The sequence below is a fragment of the Mesorhizobium sp. M1217 genome, assembly GCF_040318275.1.
In the GTDB taxonomy this organism is placed as follows: domain Bacteria; phylum Pseudomonadota; class Alphaproteobacteria; order Rhizobiales; family Rhizobiaceae; genus Mesorhizobium.
The window spans coordinates 176,853-199,335 of record NZ_JAMYMA010000009.1 but is presented as its reverse complement, the minus strand read 5'-3'; the positions used below and the strand labels follow the sequence as shown (position 1 = coordinate 199,335).

Sequence of the window (22,483 nt, the reverse complement as noted above, 5' to 3'; positions counted from 1 at the left end):
GGCCAGAGGGATTGATGGGCGACACGACAGAACGGCAGGAGGAGATCCGCACGCCGGTTCTGACGGCCAGGAACGTCGTCAGACGCTTCGGCGGCCTTGTCGCGGTCAACAATGTCTCGTTTGACGTCCAGCCAGGCGAAATACTCGGCCTTATCGGCCCGAACGGCGCCGGCAAGACGACGATGTTCGACCTGCTGGCCGGCAGCATCCTGCCGACCAGCGGCGAAATCCTTCTCAACGGCGTATCGGTGTCGGGGGAAGCTGCCCATCGCCGCATCGGCCGCGGCCTTGGCCGCACGTTCCAGATCCCCCGGCCCTTGCCCAATCTGACACTGATCGAAAACGTCATGCTGGCCGCGCAGGGGCAGGCCGGAGAAAGACTGCTCGCCAATTTCCTGACGCCGCGGCGGGTCGCCACCGAAGAGCGGGCGGCCGAGACGAGAGCCATCGAATTGCTTGAGCTCGTCACGCTCGCCCGCCTGGCGCACGAGCCGGCGCGCGTGCTTTCGGGCGGCCAGCGCAAGCTGCTCGAACTGGCCCGCGTCATGATGGCCGATCCGGCAATCATCCTGCTCGACGAACCTGCGGCCGGCGTCAATGCGACGCTTCTTGAAGTCATCATCGACCGCATCCGCGATATCAACAGAAGCGGCATCACCTTCCTGCTGATCGAGCACAATATCGACATGGTGACGCGGCTCTGCCACCGGGTGCTGGTCATGGCAAGCGGCCAGCTGCTGTGCGAGGGCACTCCGGACGAGGTTGCGCGCGACCCGCGCGTCATCGAGGCCTATCTCGGAGGCGCTGCATGAGCCAAACGGTACTCGACGTCCGCGGTCTCGAAGCCGGCTATGAGCCCGGCGTGCCGATCGTGCGCGGCGCTTCGATCACCGTCGACCAGGGCGAGATCGTCATCGTTCTCGGTCCCAACGGCGCCGGCAAGTCGAGCCTTATCAAGGCCATCGCCGGCCTTGTCCCGATCACCGGCGGCACCGTGCTGCTGGACGGCAAGGACATCACGGCGGCGCCCGCCCACACCATGGTCCGCCTTGGCCTTGCGTTCGTGCCGCAGACCGAAAACATCTTCCCGCTGATGTCGGTCGAGGACAATTTGAAGGTCGCCTGCGGCATCCTGAGGCCGCGCGAGATCCCTGCCCGCATCGAGGAAATGTATGCGGCCTTCCCCGATCTCGCCCGTCAGCGCAGAACGGCCGCGGGCAATCTCTCGGGCGGACAGCGGCAGATGCTGGCCGTCGCCCGGGCGTTGATCGTCCATCCCACGGTGCTGGTGCTCGACGAACCGTCGGCCGGCCTGTCACCGAAATTCGTGGCGATGGTGTTCGAGATGCTGGCCGGTATCCGCAAATCCGGCGTCACCATTCTGCTGGTCGAACAGAACGCCAAGGCAGCGCTTGCGATCGGCGATCGCGCCTACGTGCTGGTCGAGGGCAAGGACCGGCACCAGGGCATCGCCTCCGAGCTCTGGAACGATCCTGTCGTCGCCGAGCTCTATCTTGGCCAGCGCCGCCCCGACCTTGGAAAAGGAGGCGCGGCATGAACCTGCAATTCGTCGCCGACGGGCTGCTGGCAGGCTCGATGATCGGCCTCGGCGCCATCGGCGTGACGCTCACCTATTCAATCCTGCGCTTCTCGAACTTCGCCCATGGCGACTTCATGGCCTGGGGCGCCTATGCGACGCTCGCCGTGGTTGGCGCTATCGGCGCGATGTTCGGCAAGATCGCGCCGATCGCACCCCTCTCCTTCGGCTGGCCGCTGATCGTCGCGCTCATCATCGGCATGGCGGCCACCGGCCTGCTGGCGCTGGCGCTCGACATGGTGCTGTTCGCGCGGCTGCGCGCCAAGGGCCAGGCGATCATCGTGGTGATGGCGAGCTTCGGCGCCTCGATGGCGCTGAGAAGCCTGCTCGAATTCATCTTCACCTCGCGTCCGACCTATTTCAGCCGGGCGATCCAGATCGCCATGCCGATAGGCTTCGGCATTCGCATCACCCCGGACCAAATCGCGCTGCTGCTGCTGACCGCCGTTCTGGTGCTCGGCGTACATCTTTTGATGACGCGTACCCAGACCGGCCGCTCGATGCAGGCGTTGAGCCAGAACGCGGCACTTGCCCGCATTGTCGGTATCGACGTCGCCAAAGTCGTGCGCGTCACCTGGATCATCGGCGGGGGGCTGGCCTGTGTCGCCGGCGTCATGATCGGCATTCTCATTCAGATCCGCCCGTTCATGGGTTTCGAGATGCTGCTGCCGATGTTCGCGGCCGCCATCCTCGGCGGCATCGGCAGTGTGCCCGGCGCCGTTCTCGGCGGCTTGATCATCGGTTTGGCCGAAGCCGGCGCGGTGCAATTGATCGGCGCCGAATGGCGGGCGGCCATCTCCTTCATCATCCTGATGGCGGTGCTGTTCGTGCGGCCTATCGGCCTTTTCGGAGTGGGGGAACGCTGATGGATCTGCTCGGCTACGGCGCTTTCTTCCTGACCACCGCGCTGATTTTTTCGCTCGTCACGCTCGGGCTCAATTTGCAATGGGGGCTGACCGGGCTTTTCAATGTCGGGGTCGCCGGCTTCGTTGCCATCGGCGCCTACACCTCGGCACTGCTGACCACGCCCGACGATGCCGCGCGACTCGGCGGCTTCGATCTGCCGATCCTTGTCGGCTGGCTCGGCGCCATGCTGGTGGGCGGTGTCGCCGCCGCCATCACCGGCATCGCCACGCTGCGCCTGAGATCGGACTATCTGGCGATCACCACCTTTGGCGTCGCCGTCGTCGTGCAATTGGTGGCTCTCAATGCCCAGACGCTGACCGGCGGCCCGTTCGGCATCGGCTTCATTCCGCGTCCGTTCGGCGGTCTTGCCGAAACCCCATTACTGTTCAACCTGTCGAATCTTGCCGTCGTCTCGGTGGTGACGCTGATCGTCTATCTCGCGCTGGAGCATCTGTCGCGCAGCCCGTGGGGGCGCGTGTTGAAGGCGCTTCGCGAGGATGAGCGGGCCGCGATATCCCTGGGAAAAAGCGCGCGGTTCTACCGGGTCCAGGCCTTTGCCGTCGGCGGCGCCATCATGGGGCTGGCCGGTGCGCTGCAGGCGCACTTCACCGGCTTCATCGCCCCGGACAATTATTTGCCGGCGCTGACTTTCCAGGTCTGGGTGATGCTGATCGTCGGCGGCTCGGGCAGCAATATCGGCGCCGTCATCGGCAGTATCCTGGTCTGGGCGATCTGGGCCGGATCAGGAGCCTTGACGAGTGTGTTGTTCTCGCCCGAACAGCAGGCCCGCGCCGCCTCACTGCAGATCGTCGCCATCGGCGTGATGCTGTGCGTCATCCTTCTGGTCAGGCCGAACGGCCTGTTCGGCGACAGGCCGCGACGCGCAAGGTTCGGCAAGGGCGCGAAAGCGGCTCCGGACGAGAGCGCTGCACGGTCATGAGCAACGTTGCCGTGCCACGCGGCCTTTCGCTATGGCACGCCGTCGGCCGCAACCGCCGCGACCGGCCGGCGCTCGAAGGTGCACTCGATGTCGATCTGGCGATAGTCGGCGGCGGATTTTCGGGCCTTTCAACCGCGCTGCACACCGCCGAAAGAGGCATCTCGGTGGCCGTCCTCGAGGCGGAAATCATCGCCTGGGGGGCAACCGGCAGGAACGCCGGCTTCGTCGTGCCGAATTTCGCGAAAAGAGACCCCGACGATATCATTGCCCAGCTTGGGCCCGAACGCGGCGAACGCCTTGTCGATTTCGCCGCCGGCAGCGCCGACCTCGTCTTTGCCCTGATCAAGCGGCATGCCATCGAATGCGATGCCGTCCAGAGCGGCTGGATACAACCAGCCCATTCACCGGCCGCTTTGCAAAAGACCAGATCGCGCGCCGAACAATGGGCACAACGCGGAAGACAGACTGTCGCGCTGGACAGACAGGCGGTCGAAGAGCTGACCGGGGTTCGCGGTTATCTCGGTGGCTGGATCGACAGATCGGGTGGCGTCCTCAATCCGGTCGAATATGCGCGCGGATTGGCCGACGCGGCGGAAAAGGCCGGTGCGCGCATCTTCGAACATACGCGGGTTAAATCGATCGAGCGGACAGGGGGTGGCTGGACTCTGAAGACGGCCTCCGGTTCGGTCCGTGCCGAAAAAGTGCTGGTCGCCACCAACGCCTATGGCGGACAGCTCGAGCGTACGCTCCAGCGAACCTACTTCCCACTGAAGATCTTCCAGATCGCGACGGCGCCGCTGCCGCGCGAATACCGCACCCGGTTGCTTCCGGGCGGGCAAGGCGTCGGCGACACCAGGCGCAATCTTTTCACCTTCCGCTTCGATGGCGAAAACAGGCTGATAACCGGCGGCATGCATGTTTTTGGCCCCGGTGCCGACACGCGGGTGCCGCGGGCGATCTGGCGATGGCTTGCCCGGCATCTCGATCTCCCGGGAATGCCGCCGATCGACTACAGCTGGTCGGGCATGGCTGCAGTCGAGCCCGACTTCCTGCCGCGCCTCGTCGATCTCGGCCCCGGCCTGGTTGCGGGCTTTGCCTGCAATGGGCGCGGCATCGCCATGACGACTGCCATGGGCAAGGTGCTTGCCGACTGGGCTGATGGAACAAAGCCTCAGGATTTGCCGCTGCCGTTTGGACCGTCGTCGCCGATCCCGTTCCACAGCCTGATGCGGCATGCACCAAACATGGTGCTCCCCTGGAGCATGCTGCGCGACCGGCTGGATGGCTGATCGACGCGCGTGTCCGTCCGTCGTCCTGATACCCGAACTGCTAGACTCGCTCACATCATGTTGTTAACGACAGCGGATGAAGCAGAACTATCTTTATCTCATCATCGGCGCTTTGGCCGTCGCCGTCATTGCCTTGGGCATCTATGTTTATCGCGAGGAGACTAAGCCGAAAGGCGTGGAACTTCGTATCGACGATTCCGGCATTTCGGTTCAGGAAAAATAGACCAGATATTCGTGTTGCCCGACTTTACGCTAGACGTCGGCTTGCACCGTTTCAGCCAAGCTCCAACGTCGTTATCGCAAAAACCCCGGACTGCATGAGCTGCGGCGCCCTTCCCTTGTACATCCGAGCTGTCTCGAAGCCGGGTTGAAGGCCGGCGGACGACAGCAGATCTGCAAATTGCCCGCTGGTCTCGGGCACGTCGAGATGGACGTTTCCGGGACCGGACATGTGCGCGAGTGCGGCGAAGAGACGGCTCGCTGCATCCAGGCTGTCGGCAAAGAGCGGGCCGATCTTGCAGCCGTCCCGGCATTGGCGCGCGACGCCATATCCTGCAATGGCGCCGTGCTTGACGATCGCATGGGCCATATGCGGCGGGCGCAGCCAGTGCTCCAGGAAGGATCGCCTCGGGCCGGGAAAGAAGCGGCGGTCATAGTCCAGTATGTCCGGCACGAGTTCCGGCCCTACGGCGCGAATGTCGCTGCCGGCGGCTGCCGGGGCATTCGACGACCCCATGAGCCGTATCGTCCGGTAGGCCGGCGCAAAACCCATGCTGCGGTAGTTGGCCTGTTGTTCGACGACGCCGTCGAGGCCGATCGTGCGGTTGTCGAGCCGCGCCATGCCGGCATCCCAAACGGCCTTACCATGGCCTTGGCCACGCCTGTCCGGCCGGCAGATATACAGGCCGATGAAGCCGAATTCCTCGCCATAGGCAACGGCTGAAATGCCGGCCGCCATCTCGCCGTCGATAAAGGCGCCGATGAAGCCCTGCGGGTCGGCTGTCTGGAACAGCGCTGCGTCGCTGAGGCCGGGGTTCCAGCCTTCCGCCGCCGCCCAATCGACAAGGGTTTGCATTTCTTCACGTGCGAGCGTTCGGATCGTTCGGGGCATTGCGATCACTCGGCGGCATCAGGCGCGAAGGACTTCAACGCACCATGATAGGGCTTTGCCAATGGGCTTGCATAGGCGCCGCGCTTGGATGTCGTCAGGCCAAGCGTTATCAAGGCCTCGGCCTGCTTGACTGCGGCGCCGACGCCGTCGATGACCGGAAGCCCGAATTCCCGCTGCAGCGCGGCCGCCAAGTCGGCCATGCCGGCACAGCCGAGCACGATCGCTTCGGCGCGATCCTCGTCGATGGCGCGCGCAATCTCGTTGCGCAGCTTCAGGAGCGCATCGGATGCCGGATCTTCGAGGGCAAGAACCGGGATATCGGCAGCGCGCACGCGCGCGCGCCCCGCCATGCCATAGCGCTGCACCAACCCTTCGACCGGCACGTGCGAGCGTCCGGTGGTGGTGACGACGGTGAAGCGCTGGGCGATGAACGAGGCCGTGCTGAGCGCTGCCTCGCAAATGCCGATGACCGGAATGTTGGCCATGGCGCGTGCGGCGTCGAGGCCGGTGTCGTCGAAACAGGCGATGATCGCAGCCTGCGCGCCTGAGCGCTCGCCGGCAGCGATCTCGACCAGCAGGCCGGGTACGGCAAGCGCTTCATCGTAATAGCCTTCGATCGAAACCGGGCCCATCGTCGAGGTGACGGCAACGATCTTCGTCGATTGACCAGCGACCGATCGGGCCGCCGCCGCAATAGTCTCGGTCATGCTGGCGGTGGTGTTTGGATTGACGACGAGGATCTGCACTGTCAGGCACGCTCCCGGCGGCGGCCGACATAGACGATTGCGCCGAGCGTCAGCAGGATCACCAGAAAGGAAAACACGGTCGTCACTGTACCGAGCGCATAGAGCACCGGCGTCGTCACATTCGTCGTCATGCCGTAGATTTCGAGCGGCAGCGTGTTGAAGGTCCCCGAGGTCATCAGCGTGCGGGCGAACTCGTCATATGACAGAGTGAAGCCGAACAGGCCGACACCGATCAGGCTGGGCGCGATCATCGGCAGAACGACATGGGCGAAGGTCTGCCACGACGATGCTCCGAGATCCCGCGCGGCTTCCTCATAGGCCGGCGAGAACCGGTTGAAGACCGCGAACATGATCAGCACGCCGAAAGGCAAGGTCCAGGTCAGATGGGCGCCGAAAGCAGACGTGTACCAGGCGGGGCGGAAGCCGACCTGCTGAAAGACGACGCCGATGCCGAGGCTGATAATGATCGACGGCACGACGAGGCTGGCGACGGCCAGATAGAACAAGGCAGTTGCGCCGCGAAATTTCTGCCGGAAGGCAAGGCCGGCAAGCAGCGACACGACGACCGTGACGATCATCACCATCAGGCCAAGGACGAGCGAGCGTTTGAAACTGCCGCCGAAATCGCCGACCGCCTGGCGCTCGAACAGATTGGCGAACCAGTGCAGCGAAACGCCGTTCAACGGAAACGTCAGACCGCCATTCTCGCCCTGGAAGGACAGGATAAGGATCGCCGAAAGCGGGCCGTATAGGAATAGCACGAAAAGCGCGAAGAAGGCCGCCAGCACGTAGAATTCGAAGGTGCGCTTGTCGTGGCTCATCGCCTCACAGCTCCTTGCGAATATCGACGATGCGCAGGATGCCCGCGACCATCAACAGCACCAGCACCAGCAGCACGACGGCGTTGGCGGCGGCTGCCGGATATTGCAGCAGCGACATCTGGTTTTTCATCATCAGCGCGACAGAGGCGCTCTGGCCGCCGGACATCACCTGCACCGTCGAAAAGTCGGCCATCACCAGGGTGACGACGAAGATGGTGCCGATCGCCATGCCGGGCTTGGCAAGCGGGATGACGACGTTCCACAGAACCTGCCAGCCGGAAGCGCCGGCGTCGCGCGCGGCCTCGATCAGCGATTTGTCGATGCGCATCAGCGTGTTGAAGATCGGCGTCACCATGAACAGCGTATAGAGATGCACCATGGCCAGCACCACGGCGAATTCGGAATAGAGCAACCATTCGATCGGCTTCGGGATCAGCCCCATCTGCACCAGCGTCGAGTTGACCAGGCCATTGCGGCCAAGCACTGGAATCCACGAGATCATGCGGATGATGTTGGAGGTCAGGAACGGCACGGTGCAGACGAGGAACAGCACCATCTGCATGGCTGTGGTTCTGATGTGGAAGGCGAGGAAATAGGCGACCCAGAAACCGATGAACAGCGTCAGCGCCCAAACGATGGCGGCGTATTTCAGCGTGTTCAGATAGGTTTTCCAGGTGACCCAGGAGCCGAGCGTGTCGGCATAGTTGGTGGTCAGGAAATCCGGATACATCGCCGCGAAATCGTAGTCCCAGAATGAGACCACGGCGATCATCAGGATCGGCAACAGGAGGAACGCGCCGAGGATCAGCGCCAGCGGTGCCGCCTGGAGATAGGGTGCGACGCCGGCAAAGGAGCGCCTAGGTCTGGCCGGCTTCGCAGACGTAACGTGCGTGGATTGTTCGAGCGCTACTGCCATCTATCTCTCGGTCCAAGTCGGCGATGCGACTGAGGGGTGTTCCCTTCTCCCCGTGTGGGAGAAGGTGGCCGAGCGAAGCTCGGTCGGATGAGGGGTGTTCCAGCTTGGCACCAACAGTGCTCCGTCCAGCACCCCTCAACCGTCTTGGCGCTGCGCGCCAATCCACCTTCTCCCACAAGGGGAGAAGGCAGAGGGCATCAAGCAGCGATGAACTCGTTCCAGCGCTTTACCATATAGCGGTCCTCGTCCATGACCGAGTTCCAGCAGGCGACCTTGCCCATGCGCTCTTCGAACGAGCCGCCGTCACGCACGGCGCCTGCCTTTTCCATGACCTTGCCGTCCGGCGACAGGATATCGCCCTTTGCTGGCTTACCTTCGATCCAGTAGCCCCATTCGTCCTCGGACATGAACTTCTTGGCCGACACCATGTTGGCCGAGTAGTAGCCCTGGCGATTGAGGTAGCCGCCCACCCAACCGGACGTGTACCAGTTGATGTATTCATAGGCGGCATCGAGTTCGGCGCCGGAGAGATGGGCTGCCAGGCCAAGCCCGCCACCCCAGGACCGGTAGCCTTCCTTGAGCGGCTGGAACCGGCACGCGATGCCCTTGGAGCGGACCGCGGCCACGGCCGGCGACCACATCGACTGGATCACCACTTCGCCTGAAGCCATCAGGTTGACGCTTTCGTCGAAGGACTTCCAGAAGGCACGGAACTGGCCGTCCTGCTTGGCCTTGATGAGGAAATCGATCGTCTTGTCGATCTCCTCCTTGGTCATGTTGCCCTTGTCGGCATATTTGATATTGCCAGTGGCTTCCATGATCATCGCCGCATCCATGATGCCGATCGACGGGATGTTGAGGATGGCTGTCTTGCCCTTGAAGGCCGGATCCATGATGTCGGCCCAGGTGGTGATGTCACGGCCGACGAGGTCGGGGCGGATGCCGAGCGTATCGGCATTGTAGATCGTCGGCACCATGGTGAACCAATTGGTCGGCGCCTTGGCGAATACCTTGCTGTCCTGCGCCTCGACGTAACCGACCGTGTGCGGCGCGGTGCCCTGGGCGATGACGCTGTCCGGCGTCAGCTTGCCGGTTTTGAACAGCGGCACGAGCTCGTCGTAGTATTTCAGCTTGGTGACATCCATCGGCTGCAGGACGCCTGTCGGAAACACCTTCTTGCAGATCCAGTATTCGATATCGGCGATGTCGTAGCTGTCGGGTTGCGTTACCGCGCGCTGGGCGGCGGCATCGGAATCGGTTGCCGTCATCTCCAGCGTGATGCCGAGATCCGCCTTGCACTTGTCGGCGATGGCATTGAGGTTGGACACGCCGGTGCCGAACTGGCGCAACGTGATGTTCGATTGCGCCCAGATGGTCGGAAAGCCTGATATGGCGCCGGAACCGGCGGCAAAACCGACGGCGGCGGCGCCTGTCTTGAGCAGCGAGCGACGCGATATTCCAGTCTTCTTGTCTGTGGTGTTGGTCATGTTCAGTTCCCCTGTTTTGGTTGGTTATGCTGGATTTCAGGAATCGAGACGGCCAAGGACGATCGCGTCCTCGGCGTCCCAGGCGATCGGCACTGCGTCGCCGACGGCAACCGGGCTGGCGAAGAAGCTGGTGTCGTCGACGATCACCGTGAAATCCTCGATGCCCGCGCCATTGACCGAGAGCTTCACGGTCGAACCGCGGTACTCGACGTTTGAAACGATGCCGGTGAAGCCGAGCCCCGCCGCCGGCGGCTCGCCGATCCGCACGTGGTCGGTGCGAATGGCGATGTCGATGGGCTCCCCGGTCGCCCTGCCCTGCCCGCTGGCGGCGAGCGTGACACCGCCGGGCACATCGAAAACAACCATGCCGTCACGACTACCGGTGACGCGGCCGGAGATGACATTGTGGTCGCCCATGAAACGAGCGACGAAGGCCGTGGCCGGCCGCTCGAACACCGTGCGAGGGTGCGCCGCCTGCTCGATACGGCCGTCGTTCATGACCACGATCAGGTCGGCCAGCGCCATCGCCTCTTCCTGGCTGTGGGTGACGTGGACGAAAGTGATGCCGAGCGACGTCTGCAGCTTCTTCAGTTCGGCCCGCATGCGGATCTTCAGGAACGGATCGAGCGCCGAAAGCGGTTCGTCGAGCAACAGCGCCTCGGGATCGGTGATCAGTGCGCGCGCAAGAGCAACGCGCTGCTGCTGGCCGCCCGAAAGCTGCGCCGGACGGCGGCTGGCATATGCCTCCATCTGCATCAGCTTCAGCATGTCGAGTGCCTTGGCGCGGCGCTCCTCCTTGCCGACGCCTTTCATCTTCAGGCTGAACGCGACATTGTCGATCAGGTCGAGATGCGGAAACAGCGCGTAGGATTGGAACATCATGGCAGTGCCGCGCCTGGCCGGCGGCAGGTCGGTGACCACTGTGTTGCCGAGCCGCACATCGCCGCTCGATATGCTCTCGTGCCCGGCGATCATGCGCAGCGTCGAGGTCTTGCCACAGCCGGACGGACCGAGCAGGCAGCAATAGGTTCCCGCAGGGATTTTCAGGCTGATGCCTTCGACGGCAGTCGTCGCGCCATAGACTTTCGAAACGGACACAATGTCGATTTCGGCGGCTTTGGACATCCAGCTTCCCCTTTGGTCGGATTAGCCAAAGCATCATGCGTGCCAGTTCCGCGCCGCCGCACCAACCGACTGAATCCTCGAAGAAATCAGGGCTGCATCGACATGGCTGCCGATATGGCATCCTTGTGCAATGCACAAATTATAGGCGATCGCCGCCGATCCTCGCAAAAATCGCATGCAATCTTTTTCATCCCTGTATTCACTTTGTCTCTCGTCCAAGCGATGCGATTCAGGGTAGAAGTACGCAGGATCACCGCCATGAACATTGCCGACCAGACTTTCCCTGCTATCGAGGCCGCCAACGAGGATCGCGCGCAGGCGATCCGCGACCAGTTGCGCGACGCGATCGTCGATCGCCGGCTGGCGCCCGGAACCAAGCTTTCCGAAGGCGAAGTCGGCACGCTGTTCGATGTCAGCCGCACCGTGGCTCGCGCCGCACTGCAGATGCTTTCCTTCGAGGGATTGGTGCGCACCGAGCGCAATCGCGGCGCCTTCGTCGCCAATCCGTCGCCGGAGGAAGCGCGGCAGGTCTTTGCTTCGCGCCGGCTGATCGAACCCGGCATCGCGATTGCCGCCGCCGGGCGGATGACGCCGGCGCATGTCGTTGCGTTCAAGGCCCAGCTCGATGAAGAGGGCCGTTTCATCGCCGAACGCGGACCGAACGCAAGGCGATCGGAGATCAAGGCGTCGGGGGATTTTCACCTGCTTCTGGCGTCGGTCGCGGGAAACGTCATCCTGCAGCGCTTCATGGAGGAATTGGTCGCTCGTTCATCTCTGGTGATCGCGCTCTATGGCCGCTCGGGTATCTCGAGCTGCGGCCACAACGAGCACACGCAGATCCTCGATGCGCTGGAAAATGGCAATGCCGAACGCGCCAGCGCGCTGATGCTGCACCACATCGACCATATCGAGGCCGACCTCGATTTGCGCGTCAGGAGCGGCCCGGCACTCAGGCAGGCGCTCGAGTTCTGAGATCGCGTCAACGCACGATCCTCACGCACATCGGCGTGCCGATGCCGATAGATCGGCCGGTGTCGGTCAGCCGGCCGGTTGCGGCATCACGGGCGAAAATCGAGATGCGGTCGGCATTCTGGTTGGCCGAGAACAGATGGCCGCCCGAGGGCGTCAGTGCCAGATTGCGCGGCGTGGCACCGCCGCAAGGCGTATAGTCGACAAGGGCAAGCCTGCCGGTTTGCTGGTCGATCGAAAACACCACGATGCTGTCATGACCGCGGTTGGAGCCATAGAGGAAGCGGCCGTCGGGCGAGATCTGGATATCGGCGCAGTGATTGACCTCCCGTGCCTCGGCCGGCACAGCCGGCTTGCTGTCGACCACTGTAAGCTTGCCTGATGCTTCGTCCAGCGCCAGCAAGACGACCGTCGAATCCAGTTCGTTCATGACGAACACGAAGCGGCCGCCCGGATGCAGCGCGAGATGGCGCGGACCTGCGCCGGGCGCAAGCGCCGACTCGGCCAGTTTGGTCAGGCTGCCGTCTGAGCCGATGCGGTAGGACACCAGCCGGTCGATGCCGAGGTCGGCGACGATCGCAACACCGCCGGCAATCGTCTCGGTTACGCTATGGGCATGCGGCCGCTCCTGGCGTGCGAGGTCTGGTCCGGTCCCGCTATGGGCGACGCTCGACAATGGCGCGGTCAGGCCGCCATCGTCGCGCAGCCCGAAGACCACGACCGAGCGATCGGGGCCACCCTCGCCCATGCCGTAATTGGCGACCAATAGCTTCGTCCGGTCGCGCGTGATGGTGTTGTGCGCCGTTATGCTGCCCAGCGTCGGCTGCTTATTGATGTAGGACAGCGTGGCGGCCTGCCTGTCGAAACGGTAGGCCGAGACCACGCCTTCGCGCCAGGTGAACACTTCGGAATTGGCGTAGATGTAGGAGCCATCCGGCGTCACCGACAGGAAGGTCGGATTGTCGATGCCTCCCGTCTCGGCCAGTTTCTTCGTCTCCAGCGCCCCCTCGTCGAAACTATAGACGCCCAGCCCGACGCCGCGCGCGCCCTGAAAATATGGGGCGTCGCGATTGAGGCTGCCGACGAAAAACAGACAGGCATTCTGCATCATTTCCTCCTGTTCCGCCGGCGTTGGCCGCCGCGGATCGCAGCAAAATTTCGCCGAGACTCGCTTGCAACACAACCCCATATGTGAAAATACTATTCACAAAAGAAGATTGACGGGAGGATCGATCATGCATTTCGCTGGTCTGCGGCGCGCCCTGATGGACGATTCCCGCTGCCCGGGAAAGTCGTCATGAGCGGTTTCGCGCCAACCGTGGGCGTGGCATCGACACACCCCGCCAACATGCCGAAGGAACACGCCGACCTTCCCGTCTGGAACGCGGAGAACTGGTTCTACGAAGACTGGCCGGTCGGCCAGAAGATCCGTTCGCTGCGCCGGACCATTGCCGAGGGCGACAGCCATCTCTTCAATACGCTGGTGCTCGACATCCATCCATACGTGCAGGACCAGATGTTCGCCGAAACGGAAGGCATCTTCGGCAAGCGGCTGGTCGCCGGCGCCTTCGTGTTCTCGGCCGGGCTCGGGCTCGTCGCCACCAATTGCATCAACGCCTTTTCGTATGGCTACGACAAATTGCGCTTCATCAAGCCGGTGTTCATCGGCGACACGATTTATTCGATCCGCTCCAACCTCGACAAGAAGCCGAAATACAAGGAAATGGGGCTGATCCGCGCCAGCTATGAAGTCTTCAAGGGCGAAGGCGAGCTCGTGCTTTATTGCGAGCACCTGCAGACGGTGAAGTACCGCAATCCGGCCGATTTCGCCGGCAAGACGGAGAGATAGGCAATGGCGGCCATTGCCGAACTGCCGCTGACCGGGCTCATCGTCGTCGATATGAGCCAGTTCCTGTCCGGGCCTTACTGTTCACTTAGACTGCTCGACCTCGGCGCCCGCGTCATCAAGATAGAACGGCCGGATGGCGGCGACCTGTCGCGCCGGCTTTATCTCAGCGACACCGAGATCGGTGGCGATTCCACCATTTTTCATGCCATCAACCGCGCCAAGGAAAGCCTTGCCATCGACTTGAAGGACGAGGCCGATCTTGCGGCGCTGCGCGGCCTGCTGGCCAAGGCCGACGTGCTGATCCAGAATTTCAGGCCCGGCGTCATCGAACGCCTGGGCTTCGATTACGAGGCGGTGCGCAAGATTAATCCGCGCCTGGTCTATGCCTCGATCAGCGGCTATGGCGAGGAAGGCCCCTGGGTCAAGCGGCCCGGTCAGGATCTGCTGGCGCAGGCCCGCTCCGGCGTGATGTGGCTGAACGGCGACGAGGACCAGGGGCCGGTGCCCTTCGGGCTGGCCATTGCCGACATGCTGGCCGGCTCCGCCGCCGCGCAAGGCATCCTTGCCGCACTGGTGCGGCGCGGCGTGACCGGCAAGGGCAGCCATGTCGAGACCAGCCTGCTCGAAGCACTGGTCGACTTCCAGTTCGAGGTGCTGACGACGCATCTCAATGACGGACGCCGGCTGCCGCGGCGGTCATCTTTCCGCAGCGCCCATGCCTATCTGTCGGCGCCCTACGGCGTCTATCCGGCCAAGGACGGTTATCTGGCGATCGCCATGACGCCGATATCGAAGCTGGCCGATCTTCTGGGCCTCGAAGAGCTTGCGCCCTACCGCGATCAGCCGTCGACCTGGTTCACCGCCCGCGACGAGATCAAGGCGATCATCGCGCAAAAAATCGCGACCAGGACGGTGGATGAGTGGCTCGGCATCCTCGAGCCCGCCGACATCTGGTGCGCCAAGGTTTTGACCTGGCCGGAAATGATGGCCAGCGAAGGCTTCCAGGTTCTCGACATGCTGCAGACGGTGACGCGCGAGGATGACGTTTCGATCCTCACCACGCGCTCGCCGCTCAGGGTCGACGGCATCCGCGCCAAGGTCGAGCGGGCCGCGCCACGCATCGGCGAGCACAGCGCAAAAATCCGCGAGGAGTTCGGGCTGTGAGCGACGTGACGCTCAAAGGCATGACCTGGAGCCATCCGCGCGGCTATGATCCGATGGTCGCCTGTTCGGCGCTGTGGACGGAACGCACCGGCGTCGCCATCGAATGGGACAAGCGCTCGCTGCAGGATTTCGAATCCTTCCCGGTCGAGGAATTGGCCCGTGCCTATGATCTGATCGTCATCGACCATCCGCATGTCGGCCAGATCACCGCCGAGAATTGTTTGACGCCGCTCGATGCGGCCGGCCGGGACGCCGAACGTGCAGCACTTGCGACGGGCAGCGTCGGCCGGTCCTATCCGAGCTACAACTGGCAAGGCAGGCAGTGGGCGTTTCCGATCGACGCGGCCAGCCAGGTGGAGGCCTGGCGGCCGGACATGCTTTCGGCTGCAACGGCGAACTGGGCCGATGCGCTCGATCTGGCCCGGCAAGGCCACGTGCTGTTGCCGCTCAGGCCGCCGCATGCGCTGATGGTGTTCTACACGCTTGCCGGCAATCTCGGCCGGCCCGCCGGCGAAGGCCCCGGCGACCATGTGGATCCGGCAACGGGCAAGCAGGTTTTCGGGATGATGCGCGAGATCGCGGCCCTCGTCGATCCGGCATGCCTTGGCATGGATCCGATCGCGGTTCTGGAGCAAATGGCCGGATCGGGATCACGGATCGCCTGTGCACCGCTGATCTATGGCTATGTCTCCTATGCCATCGCCGGGTTTCGACCCAACCGCCTGGCTTTCGCGGATATCCCGGCCGCGGGCAATGCCGGCCCCAAAGGCTCGGCGCTCGGCGGGACCGGCATTGCGGTGTCAGCTTTTTCGAAGGCCAGGCAGGCGGCCATCGACTTCGCCTACTGGATCGCCAGCGGTGACGTGCAGCGCGGCCCTTACGCCTCGGCCGGCGGCCAGCCCGGCCATGCGGCAGCCTGGGAGGATGCCGCCGTCAACGCTGCCACCGGCAATTTCTACAAGGACACCCGAGCCACGCTCGAAGGTGCCTGGGTCAGGCCGCGGCACGACGGCTACATGTCCTTCCAGCAGGCGGCGTCAGATCGCATCAATCTCGGCCTGAGCGAAAGGCACAATGCCGCTCGCGTCGTTGCCGATCTCAATCGCCTGTTTCGGGAAAGCCTTTCGACGCAGGTGTCCGGCGTTGCCGGCGGAGGAGCCTGAAAACAACCGAACGGAGGAGAACATGAACAGCCTGATCCGCGGCCTTATGGCCGCAACCGCACTTGCATCGGTCACGACCATAGCCTGCGCACAGGACGTGTCCTGATCGGCCTCGGCTTCCGGCCCTCGACCGTGCAGGCGGCACTTGGCCTGGTCATCGTGCTCCTGGTTTCGCTCTACGGCCGCGAGCGGCACGTGTCGGCGACGATCTGAAGCTGCTTACAAACTCCACAGCCGCTTGGCGTTGCCGGAGAGCAGCTTTTGCCGTTCATCGATGCTGGTGCCGGCAAGCAGCGCGTGCGTTGCCGCAATCCAGGTCGCAAGCCCGCCGCCAAGCGTGCAGACCGGCCAGTCGCTGCCCCAGACGACGCGTTCCCAGCCGAAGCATGCGATGGTGTGCTCGACATAGGAACGCAGCGTATCGACAGTCCAGGATCCGGCATCCGCATAGGCGACCACACCGGAAATTTTGCCGACGACGTTCGGGCGCCGCGCGATCTCCGCCATATGCTCGCGCCAGGGGTGCTCGGCACCGCCCTTGATGTCGGGCACGCCGCAATGGTCGAGCACGAACTGCACATCCGGCGCGAGATCGGCGAGTGCGATCGCCTTGGGGATCTGGTGCGGCAGAACGACAAGATCGAAGGTCAGGCCGCTGCCGGCTAGCCGCTTGATGTTTTCGCGGAACAGCGCGCCCTCCGACAGCTCATCGGGCATGACGTGCAGCACACGGCGAAAGCCCTTGACGAAAGGATCTGCGCGCTGCGTTTCCAAATAAGCGGCAAAGCCGGGCTCCTCCGGACGGCAGGAGGCAATCGCTCCCCTCAGCAAACTGCCCTTTTGCCGCGAGAGCGCTTTGACATGGCCGGTTTCGGCCTCGATATCGGCTGGATCGACATCGACCTCCATATGGAACGCGCCGTCGATGCCAGCGCGACGGGCCTGGACTGCATATTCGTCGTAGGGGAAATCGCGGTTGAGCGCCGGCACGCCGGCCAGCCATGGATAGCGCAGGGCGGACTGGTCGATCAGGTGCAGATGGGTGTCGAAGATCATGGCGGCGCGCTCCTCCTTGGCGACTTCGAGATCATCTCACGGAGAAATTCTTCATTCAAATAAGAATTCATCGCGATTGCTTGACAGTCGATCCCGCCAGTTGCGACAGCTTTTCGGTCGCTGCCAGCAGCAGCTCTATCGTCCTGGTGATGTCGGGCGCCTTGGGTGCGTTGACCAGGGTTATGTAGGGGATCGACAGTGCGGCGATTGCCTTGCCGTCCGAGCCGAGAACGGGTGTCGACAGGTTGAACACGCCGGCCGTCTGCATCGACGCCATCATCTCGTAGCCGCGTTCCCGGATCTGATCGAGGCGAGCGAAAAACTCTGGCGATTGCGGTGGCTTGTCGGTGCTGCGCAGATGTTCGGAAATCATCATCTGCCGCTCTTCCGGCGGGCGGAACGCCAGCAGCACATGGCCGGACCCGGTGTCGAACAGGCTGATATGCGAGCCGACGCGGATGGAGATGCCCCAGTAATCCGGCGCTTCCTGCTGGGCAATGACCACGGCGGAGCCGCGATCGAAGACGACGAGCTGGTTTGCCTGCTGTGTGGTTTCGGCCAGTTCGCGCATCAGCGGCGTCGCATAGGAAACCAGCCGGCGCACCGGCGCGTGCAGCTGCGCCAGGCCAAACAGCTTGAGCGTCAGCGAATAACGGTCGCCATCCGGCCGCGTGACGTAGCCGCGACGCACCAGCCGATCCAGCATGCGGTAGAACTCATTCGGGCTGCGGTCGAGTTTCTTGGCGATTTCCGCCTGCGTCAGGCCGCCGTCGACGCCGGCCAGCAGCTCGAGGATGTCGAGCCCCTTGTCCAGCGCCGGGGCTCGATACCGGTCGTCTTCCTCGTCCTCTGCCATTGCGCCTCTCCAGTGAATTTCACTTTTCATATACGCAACAGCCTTGCTTCCGAAAGAACTTTCGGCTTGACGATCCTATAAATGTTTTGTTTGTATATGAATGAAGCTGCCGATCGACCTCGCTACGCGATCGATGCAGGCTCTTTGGGAGGATACCAATGACGAAACTGTTTTGCGGCCTGTCGGCCGGCGTAACGCTACTCGCGTTTGGTGCTAGTGCTGCCCTTGCTGCCGAACTGCCCGGCAAATTTGACGGCGTCACCATCGACGCCAAGCTGATCGGCGGCCAGCAATATGAAGGGCTCTACGCGCGGATCGGCGAATGGGAAAAACTGACCGGCGCCAAGGTCAACGTGATCTCGAAGAAGAACCACTTCGAGCTCGACAAGGAGATCAAGTCGGACATCGCCTCCGGCAGCATCAACTGGTGCGTCGGCTCGAACCACTCGTCCTTCGCGCCGCAATATCCTGATATCTACACCGACCTGAACAAGCTGCTGCCGAAGGAGGAGATCGACGCCTTCGTGCCGTCGACGATCAAGGCCTCGACGCTCGACGGCAAGCTGGTAATGCTGCCGCGCGCGCAGTTCGATGTCTCGGCGCTCTATTACCAGAAGAGCCTCTATCAGGATGAAGCCAAGAAGGCCGCCTACAAGGCCAAGTACGGCAAGGAACTGACACCGCCCGACACCTGGGACGAGGTCGCCCAGCAGGCGGAATTCTTCGCCAGCCCGCCCGATTTCTATGGCACCCAGTTCGCCGGCAAGGAAGAGGCGATCAACGGCCGTTTTTACGAGATGCTCATCGCCGACGGCGGCGAGTACCTCGACAAGGACGGCAGGCCCGCTTTCAACTCGGAGGCCGGCGTGCACGCGCTCGACTGGTTCGTCAATCTCTACAAGGCCAAGGCGGTGCCGGCCGGCACCACCAACTATCTGTGGGACGATCTCGGCCAGGGTTTTGCCTCGGGCACGGTCGCCATCAACCTCGATTGGCCTGGCTGGGCAGGCTTCTTCAACGATCCGAAGTCGTCGAAGGTCGCCGGCAATGTCGGCGTGAAGGTGGCGCCGAAGGGATCGGCCGGCATTCGCACCGGCTGGTCGGGGCACCACGGGTTTTCGGTCACCGAAAACTGCGCCAGCAAGGAAGCGGCCGCTTCGCTGGTCTGGTTCCTGACCAATGAGGACAGCCAGAAGCTCGAGGCGGCAAGCGGACCTCTGCCGACCCGCACGGCGGTGTGGGACTGGGACATCCAGCAGGCGGCAAACGATCCTTACAAGAAGGAAGTGCTGGCGGCTTTCCAGGAAGAGGCAAAGCACGCTTTCGCCGTGCCGCAGACACCTGAATGGATCGAAATCTCCAACGCCGTCTATCCCGAATTGCAGGCCGCCATCCTTGGCGACAAGACCTCCAAGCAGGCGCTGGACGACGCTGCCGCCAAGGCCACCCAGATCCTCGAGGACGCCGGCAAGCTTTGACCATTCTCCCAAGGGGGCGCCGCGCTCATTGAAGAGCGGCGCCCCCGAACTTTTTTCGAACCATGCGCAACCCGCTTTGTCTTGATCCCAGCTCGCCGATGGCGGGCTTCGGTGTCCGGGCACCAACCAGAACCGGATCGCCATGAAAGGCTGGAGACCCTCGCCACCATTGCTGCTCCTGCTGCCGGCGGTGATCGTGCTGGCGGCCGTGGTGGTGGTGCCGTTGCTGCTGTCGCTCTACTCCAGCTTCACGCCGTTCCGGCTGACCAGGCCTGAGACGTTCTGGGTCTTCATCGGCGCCCGCAACTACGTCACGATCCTGACCAGCCGCGATTTCTGGATCGCCTTTGCCCGTACCGTGGTGCTGCTGACGGTGGCGCTCAACCTGGAAATGCTGATCGGTCTCGGGCTGGCCCTGCTGGTGGAAAAAGCCTCGCGCGGCCAGCGGGTCCTGCGCACCATCATGATGTTTCCGATGATGTTTTCGCCGATCCTCGTCGGCTTCCAGTTCAAATTCATGTTCAACGACAATATCGGCCTGGTGAACAACGCCCTGCAGGCGCTCGGCCTGACCGATCGCGCCATCCCGTGGCTGATCGACGGCAATCTCGCCTTCATCGCCATCCTGACCGCCGAGATCTGGTCGTCGACTTCGGTGTTCGCGATCTTCATCCTAGCCGGGCTGCTGGCGATGCCGCGCGAACCGGTCGAGGCGGCCCGCGTCGACGGCTGCACGCCATGGCAGACATTCCGCTATGTCACCTGGCCGTTCATCATGCCGTTTGCCTTCATCGCCATGACCATCCGCTCGCTCGACGTCGCGCGCGCCTACGACATCGTCAAGATCATGACCGACGGCGGCCCTGCCGGCCGCACCGAGCTGGTCTGGACGCTGGTCGCCCGCACCGCCTATGGCGATGCCAGAATGGGCATGGCCAATGCCATGGCCTATTTCTCGATCCTGCTGTCGATCCTGTTCACCGTCTATTTCTACCGCAAGCTCGCCGCGGCGCGCACGCAGATCGCGGCGGAGTGGTGAGGATGGACCAGAACAGCCTGCATCGCGCCGGCAACAAAGCGCTTCGGATCGTCCATGGCATCGGGCTGTTCCTGGCCATGCTGGTCATCTGCCTGCCCGGCATCTGGATCGTGCTGTCGTCGCTGCGGCCGACTGTCGAGATCATGGCCAAGCCGCCGGTGTGGATTCCGCAGCAACTCTCGCTCGATGCCTACGTCGCGATGTTCAGCGGCGTCGGCCAGGGCGGCATTCCGGTGCTCGACTACTTCCGCAATTCGCTGATCATCTCGGTGACCTCGACGCTGATCGCCATCGTCATCGGCATGGCCGGCGGCTATGCCTTTGCGCGCTATCGCTTCCGCGCCAAATCGGCGATGTTCCTTGGCCTGATGCTGACGCGCACGGTGCCCGGCATTGCGCTGTCGCTGCCGCTGTTCTTCGTCTTTGCGCGGCTCGGCATCATCGACACGCATTTCGGGCTGATCCTGGTCTATGTCGCGCTCAATGTGCCCTTCACCATCTGGCTGATCGACGGCTTTTTCCGCCAGGTACCGAAAGACCTTGCCGAGGCGGCGCAGATCGACGGCTGCACGCGCTGGCAGGCCTTCTGGCAGGTCGAGTTTCCGCTCGCCGGGCCCGGCATCGCCTCGGCCGGAATCTTTGCCTTCCTCACCTCGTGGAACGAGTTCGCGCTGGCCTCGCAGCTGACACGCTCGATTAACTCCAAGACCCTGCCGGTTGGCCTGCTCGACTATACGGCCGAATTCACCATCGACTGGCGCGGCATGTGCGCGCTCGCCGTGGTCATGGTCATACCGGCGCTCACGCTTACCTTCATCGTCCAGAAACACCTCGTCGGCGGCCTCACTTCCGGCGCGGTGAAAGGCTGACATGGCAACCGTATCGCTCAAGAATCTCACCAAAAGCTACGGCCCGGTGGCGGTGGTGCACGGCATCGATCTCGAGGTCGCCGACCGCGAGTTCATCGCGCTGGTCGGGCCGTCCGGTTGCGGCAGTCGACAACCCTGCGCATGATCGCCGGCCTCGAGGCGATCAGCGACGGCGTCATTGAGATCGGCGGCCGCATGGTCAACGACCTGCCGCCGCGCTCGCGCAACATCTCGATGGTGTTCCAGTCCTACGCGCTCTATCCGCATATGACGGTGCGCGAAAACCTCGGCTTCTCGCTCAAGATCGCGGGCGCCGCGAAAGAAGAAATGGACCGTCGCGTCGCCGAAGCGTCCGGCATTCTCGGCCTCGACCAATTGCTCGACCGCCGGCCGTCGCAGCTGTCCGGCGGACAGCGCCAGCGCGTGGCCATGGGCCGCGCCATCGTGCGCGATCCCGATGTCTTCCTGTTCGACGAGCCACTTTCCAATCTCGACGCCAAGCTTCGGACGCAGATGCGCACCGAGATCAAGAAGCTGCACGCCAAGGTCAAGTCGACGGTGATCTACGTCACCCATGACCAGGTCGAAGCGATGACATTGGCGGACCGCATCGTCATCATGCGTGACGGTTTTATCGAGCAGGTCGGCACACCCGACGAGGTGTTCCGCCGGCCGCAGACACGCTTCGTCGCGGGCTTCATCGGCTCGCCACCGATGAACCTGCATGAGGCGGTTGTCGACGACGGACAGCTGCTGTTCGCCAGCGGCGAGAAGCTGCCTCTGCCCAGCCAGTTCAAAGCCAATGTCGAAACCGGCGACAAGGTCGTGTTCGGCCTCAGGCCCGACGACATCTATCCGACCGGACACGGCATCAGCTCCGGCGAAGATGTCGACGTCCACCAGGTCGAGTTGCCGGTGACCGTCACCGAGCCGCTCGGCAATGAGACGCTGGTGTTCGCCGAATTCAACGGCAGCGACTGGGTATCACGGATGCTCAATCCAAAGCCGCTCAAAGCCGGCGACCGGGTCAAGATGAGCCTGGACCTGTCGCAGGCCCATCTGTTTTCTGCTGAAACGGGCAAGACATTGCGAGGTTAAAATC

22 protein-coding genes and 1 pseudogene are annotated in these 22,483 nt (G+C 63.2%); 14 read left to right on the top strand and 9 right to left on the bottom strand.

Annotated features, from left to right (window positions below; genetic code table 11):
- Positions 1-14: 14 nt before the first annotated feature.
- The 6 genes from NKH37_RS17605 (at position 15) to NKH37_RS17580 (ending at position 4,955) form a co-directional block, all read left to right on the top strand.
- A complete protein-coding gene (locus NKH37_RS17605) occupies positions 15-812 on the top strand; it encodes an ABC transporter ATP-binding protein (RefSeq protein ID WP_352482755.1) in 798 nt (265 codons plus the stop codon).
- Complete coding sequence (locus tag NKH37_RS17600) at positions 809-1,558, top strand: ABC transporter ATP-binding protein (RefSeq protein ID WP_352482757.1); 750 nt, start codon at positions 809-811, stop codon at positions 1,556-1,558. The genes NKH37_RS17605 and NKH37_RS17600 overlap by 4 nt, the downstream gene beginning before the upstream one ends.
- Positions 1,555-2,463, top strand: coding sequence for a branched-chain amino acid ABC transporter permease (locus NKH37_RS17595; RefSeq protein ID WP_352482758.1), 909 nt, complete (start codon positions 1,555-1,557; stop codon positions 2,461-2,463). The genes NKH37_RS17600 and NKH37_RS17595 overlap by 4 nt, the downstream gene beginning before the upstream one ends.
- A complete protein-coding gene (locus NKH37_RS17590) occupies positions 2,460-3,443 on the top strand; it encodes a branched-chain amino acid ABC transporter permease (protein ID WP_352482888.1) in 984 nt (327 codons plus the stop codon). Before NKH37_RS17595 ends, NKH37_RS17590 begins: the two co-directional genes overlap by 4 nt.
- On the top strand, positions 3,440-4,732 hold the full coding sequence (locus NKH37_RS17585) for an NAD(P)/FAD-dependent oxidoreductase (protein WP_352845828.1): 1,293 nt from the start codon (positions 3,440-3,442) through the stop codon (positions 4,730-4,732). Before NKH37_RS17590 ends, NKH37_RS17585 begins: the two co-directional genes overlap by 4 nt.
- Positions 4,733-4,808: 76 nt before the next feature.
- Positions 4,809-4,955, top strand: coding sequence for a hypothetical protein (locus NKH37_RS17580; RefSeq protein ID WP_352465989.1), 147 nt, complete (start codon positions 4,809-4,811; stop codon positions 4,953-4,955).
- 51 nt (positions 4,956-5,006) lie between these two features.
- On the opposite strand, the gene NKH37_RS17575 is transcribed toward NKH37_RS17580, so the two are convergent.
- The 6 genes from NKH37_RS17575 to NKH37_RS17550 all read right to left on the bottom strand — a co-directional run bounded on the left by NKH37_RS17575 (position 5,007) and on the right by NKH37_RS17550 (position 10,938).
- A complete protein-coding gene (locus NKH37_RS17575; RefSeq protein ID WP_352482761.1) occupies positions 5,007-5,843 on the bottom strand; it encodes a GNAT family N-acetyltransferase in 837 nt (278 codons plus the stop codon).
- A 5-nt stretch (positions 5,844-5,848) separates the two neighbouring features.
- Positions 5,849-6,589, bottom strand: coding sequence for an aspartate/glutamate racemase family protein (locus NKH37_RS17570; RefSeq protein WP_023716674.1), 741 nt, complete (start codon positions 6,587-6,589; stop codon positions 5,849-5,851).
- A 2-nt stretch (positions 6,590-6,591) separates the two neighbouring features.
- Positions 6,592-7,410 carry an ABC transporter permease gene (locus tag NKH37_RS17565; protein ID WP_023716673.1) on the bottom strand — a complete coding sequence of 273 codons (819 nt, stop codon included), beginning with the start codon at positions 7,408-7,410 and terminating at the stop codon, positions 6,592-6,594.
- A gap of 4 nt (positions 7,411-7,414) precedes the next feature.
- Complete coding sequence (locus NKH37_RS17560; protein ID WP_352482763.1) at positions 7,415-8,326, bottom strand: ABC transporter permease; 912 nt, start codon at positions 8,324-8,326, stop codon at positions 7,415-7,417.
- Between the two features lie 197 nt (positions 8,327-8,523).
- Complete coding sequence (locus NKH37_RS17555) at positions 8,524-9,813, bottom strand: ABC transporter substrate-binding protein (RefSeq protein ID WP_023716671.1); 1,290 nt, start codon at positions 9,811-9,813, stop codon at positions 8,524-8,526.
- 36 nt (positions 9,814-9,849) lie between these two features.
- The gene (locus NKH37_RS17550; protein ID WP_352547462.1) at positions 9,850-10,938 is read right to left on the bottom strand and encodes an ABC transporter ATP-binding protein; all 1,089 of its coding nucleotides are present in this window, start codon (positions 10,936-10,938) and stop codon (positions 9,850-9,852) included.
- A 258-nt stretch (positions 10,939-11,196) separates the two neighbouring features.
- Here NKH37_RS17550 and NKH37_RS17545 point away from each other — a divergent pair, with 258 nt between their 5' ends.
- The gene (locus NKH37_RS17545) at positions 11,197-11,910 is read left to right on the top strand and encodes a GntR family transcriptional regulator (RefSeq protein ID WP_352845821.1); all 714 of its coding nucleotides are present in this window, start codon (positions 11,197-11,199) and stop codon (positions 11,908-11,910) included.
- 7 nt (positions 11,911-11,917) lie between these two features.
- Here the strand turns inward: NKH37_RS17545 and NKH37_RS17540 are convergent, their stop codons facing one another.
- On the bottom strand, positions 11,918-13,015 hold the full coding sequence (locus NKH37_RS17540) for a lactonase family protein (protein WP_352845819.1): 1,098 nt from the start codon (positions 13,013-13,015) through the stop codon (positions 11,918-11,920).
- A gap of 189 nt (positions 13,016-13,204) precedes the next feature.
- Between NKH37_RS17540 and NKH37_RS17535 the strand changes: the two genes are divergently transcribed.
- From NKH37_RS17535 to NKH37_RS17525, 3 genes are read left to right on the top strand one after another with little or no spacing between them, the layout of a single operon-like run.
- On the top strand, positions 13,205-13,756 hold the full coding sequence (locus NKH37_RS17535; RefSeq protein ID WP_352590334.1) for a MaoC family dehydratase: 552 nt from the start codon (positions 13,205-13,207) through the stop codon (positions 13,754-13,756).
- Between the two features lie 3 nt (positions 13,757-13,759).
- On the top strand, positions 13,760-14,920 hold the full coding sequence (locus NKH37_RS17530; protein WP_352590337.1) for a CaiB/BaiF CoA transferase family protein: 1,161 nt from the start codon (positions 13,760-13,762) through the stop codon (positions 14,918-14,920).
- A 20-nt stretch (positions 14,921-14,940) separates the two neighbouring features.
- Positions 14,941-16,083, top strand: coding sequence for an extracellular solute-binding protein (locus tag NKH37_RS17525; protein ID WP_352590494.1), 1,143 nt, complete (start codon positions 14,941-14,943; stop codon positions 16,081-16,083).
- 219 nt (positions 16,084-16,302) lie between these two features.
- Here NKH37_RS17525 and NKH37_RS17520 read toward each other — a convergent pair whose 3' ends face one another.
- Entirely contained in the window at positions 16,303-17,139 is an 837-nt protein-coding gene (locus NKH37_RS17520) for an amidohydrolase family protein (protein ID WP_352590340.1), read from the bottom strand.
- Between the two features lie 67 nt (positions 17,140-17,206).
- The gene (locus NKH37_RS17515; RefSeq protein ID WP_352502210.1) at positions 17,207-17,995 is read right to left on the bottom strand and encodes an IclR family transcriptional regulator; all 789 of its coding nucleotides are present in this window, start codon (positions 17,993-17,995) and stop codon (positions 17,207-17,209) included.
- Between the two features lie 158 nt (positions 17,996-18,153).
- Here NKH37_RS17515 and NKH37_RS17510 point away from each other — a divergent pair, with 158 nt between their 5' ends.
- The 4 genes and pseudogenes from NKH37_RS17510 (at position 18,154) to NKH37_RS17495 (ending at position 22,479) form a co-directional block, all read left to right on the top strand.
- Positions 18,154-19,473: a type 2 periplasmic-binding domain-containing protein gene (locus NKH37_RS17510; RefSeq protein WP_352715849.1), complete on the top strand. Its 1,320-nt coding sequence runs from the start codon at positions 18,154-18,156 to the stop codon at positions 19,471-19,473.
- A gap of 142 nt (positions 19,474-19,615) precedes the next feature.
- Complete coding sequence (locus NKH37_RS17505) at positions 19,616-20,512, top strand: carbohydrate ABC transporter permease (RefSeq protein WP_353041248.1); 897 nt, start codon at positions 19,616-19,618, stop codon at positions 20,510-20,512.
- Between the two features lie 2 nt (positions 20,513-20,514).
- Positions 20,515-21,381, top strand: a complete 867-nt coding sequence (locus NKH37_RS17500; protein ID WP_352590345.1) for a carbohydrate ABC transporter permease — start codon at positions 20,515-20,517, stop codon at positions 21,379-21,381.
- A gap of 1 nt (position 21,382) precedes the next feature.
- Positions 21,383-22,479 (top strand): annotated as a pseudogene (locus NKH37_RS17495) (ABC transporter ATP-binding protein).
- Positions 22,480-22,483: the final 4 nt, after the last annotated feature.

What these genes read in the sequence shown, in the direction of transcription:
- NKH37_RS17530 (WP_352590337.1), top strand. Translation starts at nt 13,760, where the DNA reads ATGGCGGCCATTGCCGAACTGCCGCTGACCGGGCTCATCGTCGTCGAT.
- NKH37_RS17520 (WP_352590340.1), bottom strand. Translation starts at nt 17,139, where the DNA reads ATGATCTTCGACACCCATCTGCACCTGATCGACCAGTCCGCCCTGCGC.
- NKH37_RS17560 (WP_352482763.1), bottom strand. Translation starts at nt 8,326, where the DNA reads ATGGCAGTAGCGCTCGAACAATCCACGCACGTTACGTCTGCGAAGCCG.
- NKH37_RS17550 (WP_352547462.1), bottom strand. Translation starts at nt 10,938, where the DNA reads ATGTCCAAAGCCGCCGAAATCGACATTGTGTCCGTTTCGAAAGTCTAT.
- NKH37_RS17525 (WP_352590494.1), top strand. Translation starts at nt 14,941, where the DNA reads ATGACCTGGAGCCATCCGCGCGGCTATGATCCGATGGTCGCCTGTTCG.
- NKH37_RS17595 (WP_352482758.1), top strand. Translation starts at nt 1,555, where the DNA reads ATGAACCTGCAATTCGTCGCCGACGGGCTGCTGGCAGGCTCGATGATC.
- NKH37_RS17545 (WP_352845821.1), top strand. Translation starts at nt 11,197, where the DNA reads ATGAACATTGCCGACCAGACTTTCCCTGCTATCGAGGCCGCCAACGAG.
- NKH37_RS17510 (WP_352715849.1), top strand. Translation starts at nt 18,154, where the DNA reads ATGACGAAACTGTTTTGCGGCCTGTCGGCCGGCGTAACGCTACTCGCG.
- NKH37_RS17605 (WP_352482755.1), top strand. Translation starts at nt 15, where the DNA reads ATGGGCGACACGACAGAACGGCAGGAGGAGATCCGCACGCCGGTTCTG.
- NKH37_RS17585 (WP_352845828.1), top strand. Translation starts at nt 3,440, where the DNA reads ATGAGCAACGTTGCCGTGCCACGCGGCCTTTCGCTATGGCACGCCGTC.
- NKH37_RS17540 (WP_352845819.1), bottom strand. Translation starts at nt 13,015, where the DNA reads ATGCAGAATGCCTGTCTGTTTTTCGTCGGCAGCCTCAATCGCGACGCC.
- NKH37_RS17515 (WP_352502210.1), bottom strand. Translation starts at nt 17,995, where the DNA reads ATGGCAGAGGACGAGGAAGACGACCGGTATCGAGCCCCGGCGCTGGAC.
- NKH37_RS17580 (WP_352465989.1), top strand. Translation starts at nt 4,809, where the DNA reads ATGAAGCAGAACTATCTTTATCTCATCATCGGCGCTTTGGCCGTCGCC.
- NKH37_RS17555 (WP_023716671.1), bottom strand. Translation starts at nt 9,813, where the DNA reads ATGACCAACACCACAGACAAGAAGACTGGAATATCGCGTCGCTCGCTG.
- NKH37_RS17535 (WP_352590334.1), top strand. Translation starts at nt 13,205, where the DNA reads ATGAGCGGTTTCGCGCCAACCGTGGGCGTGGCATCGACACACCCCGCC.
- NKH37_RS17505 (WP_353041248.1), top strand. Translation starts at nt 19,616, where the DNA reads ATGAAAGGCTGGAGACCCTCGCCACCATTGCTGCTCCTGCTGCCGGCG.
- NKH37_RS17600 (WP_352482757.1), top strand. Translation starts at nt 809, where the DNA reads ATGAGCCAAACGGTACTCGACGTCCGCGGTCTCGAAGCCGGCTATGAG.
- NKH37_RS17500 (WP_352590345.1), top strand. Translation starts at nt 20,515, where the DNA reads ATGGACCAGAACAGCCTGCATCGCGCCGGCAACAAAGCGCTTCGGATC.
- NKH37_RS17575 (WP_352482761.1), bottom strand. Translation starts at nt 5,843, where the DNA reads ATGCCCCGAACGATCCGAACGCTCGCACGTGAAGAAATGCAAACCCTT.
- NKH37_RS17565 (WP_023716673.1), bottom strand. Translation starts at nt 7,410, where the DNA reads ATGAGCCACGACAAGCGCACCTTCGAATTCTACGTGCTGGCGGCCTTC.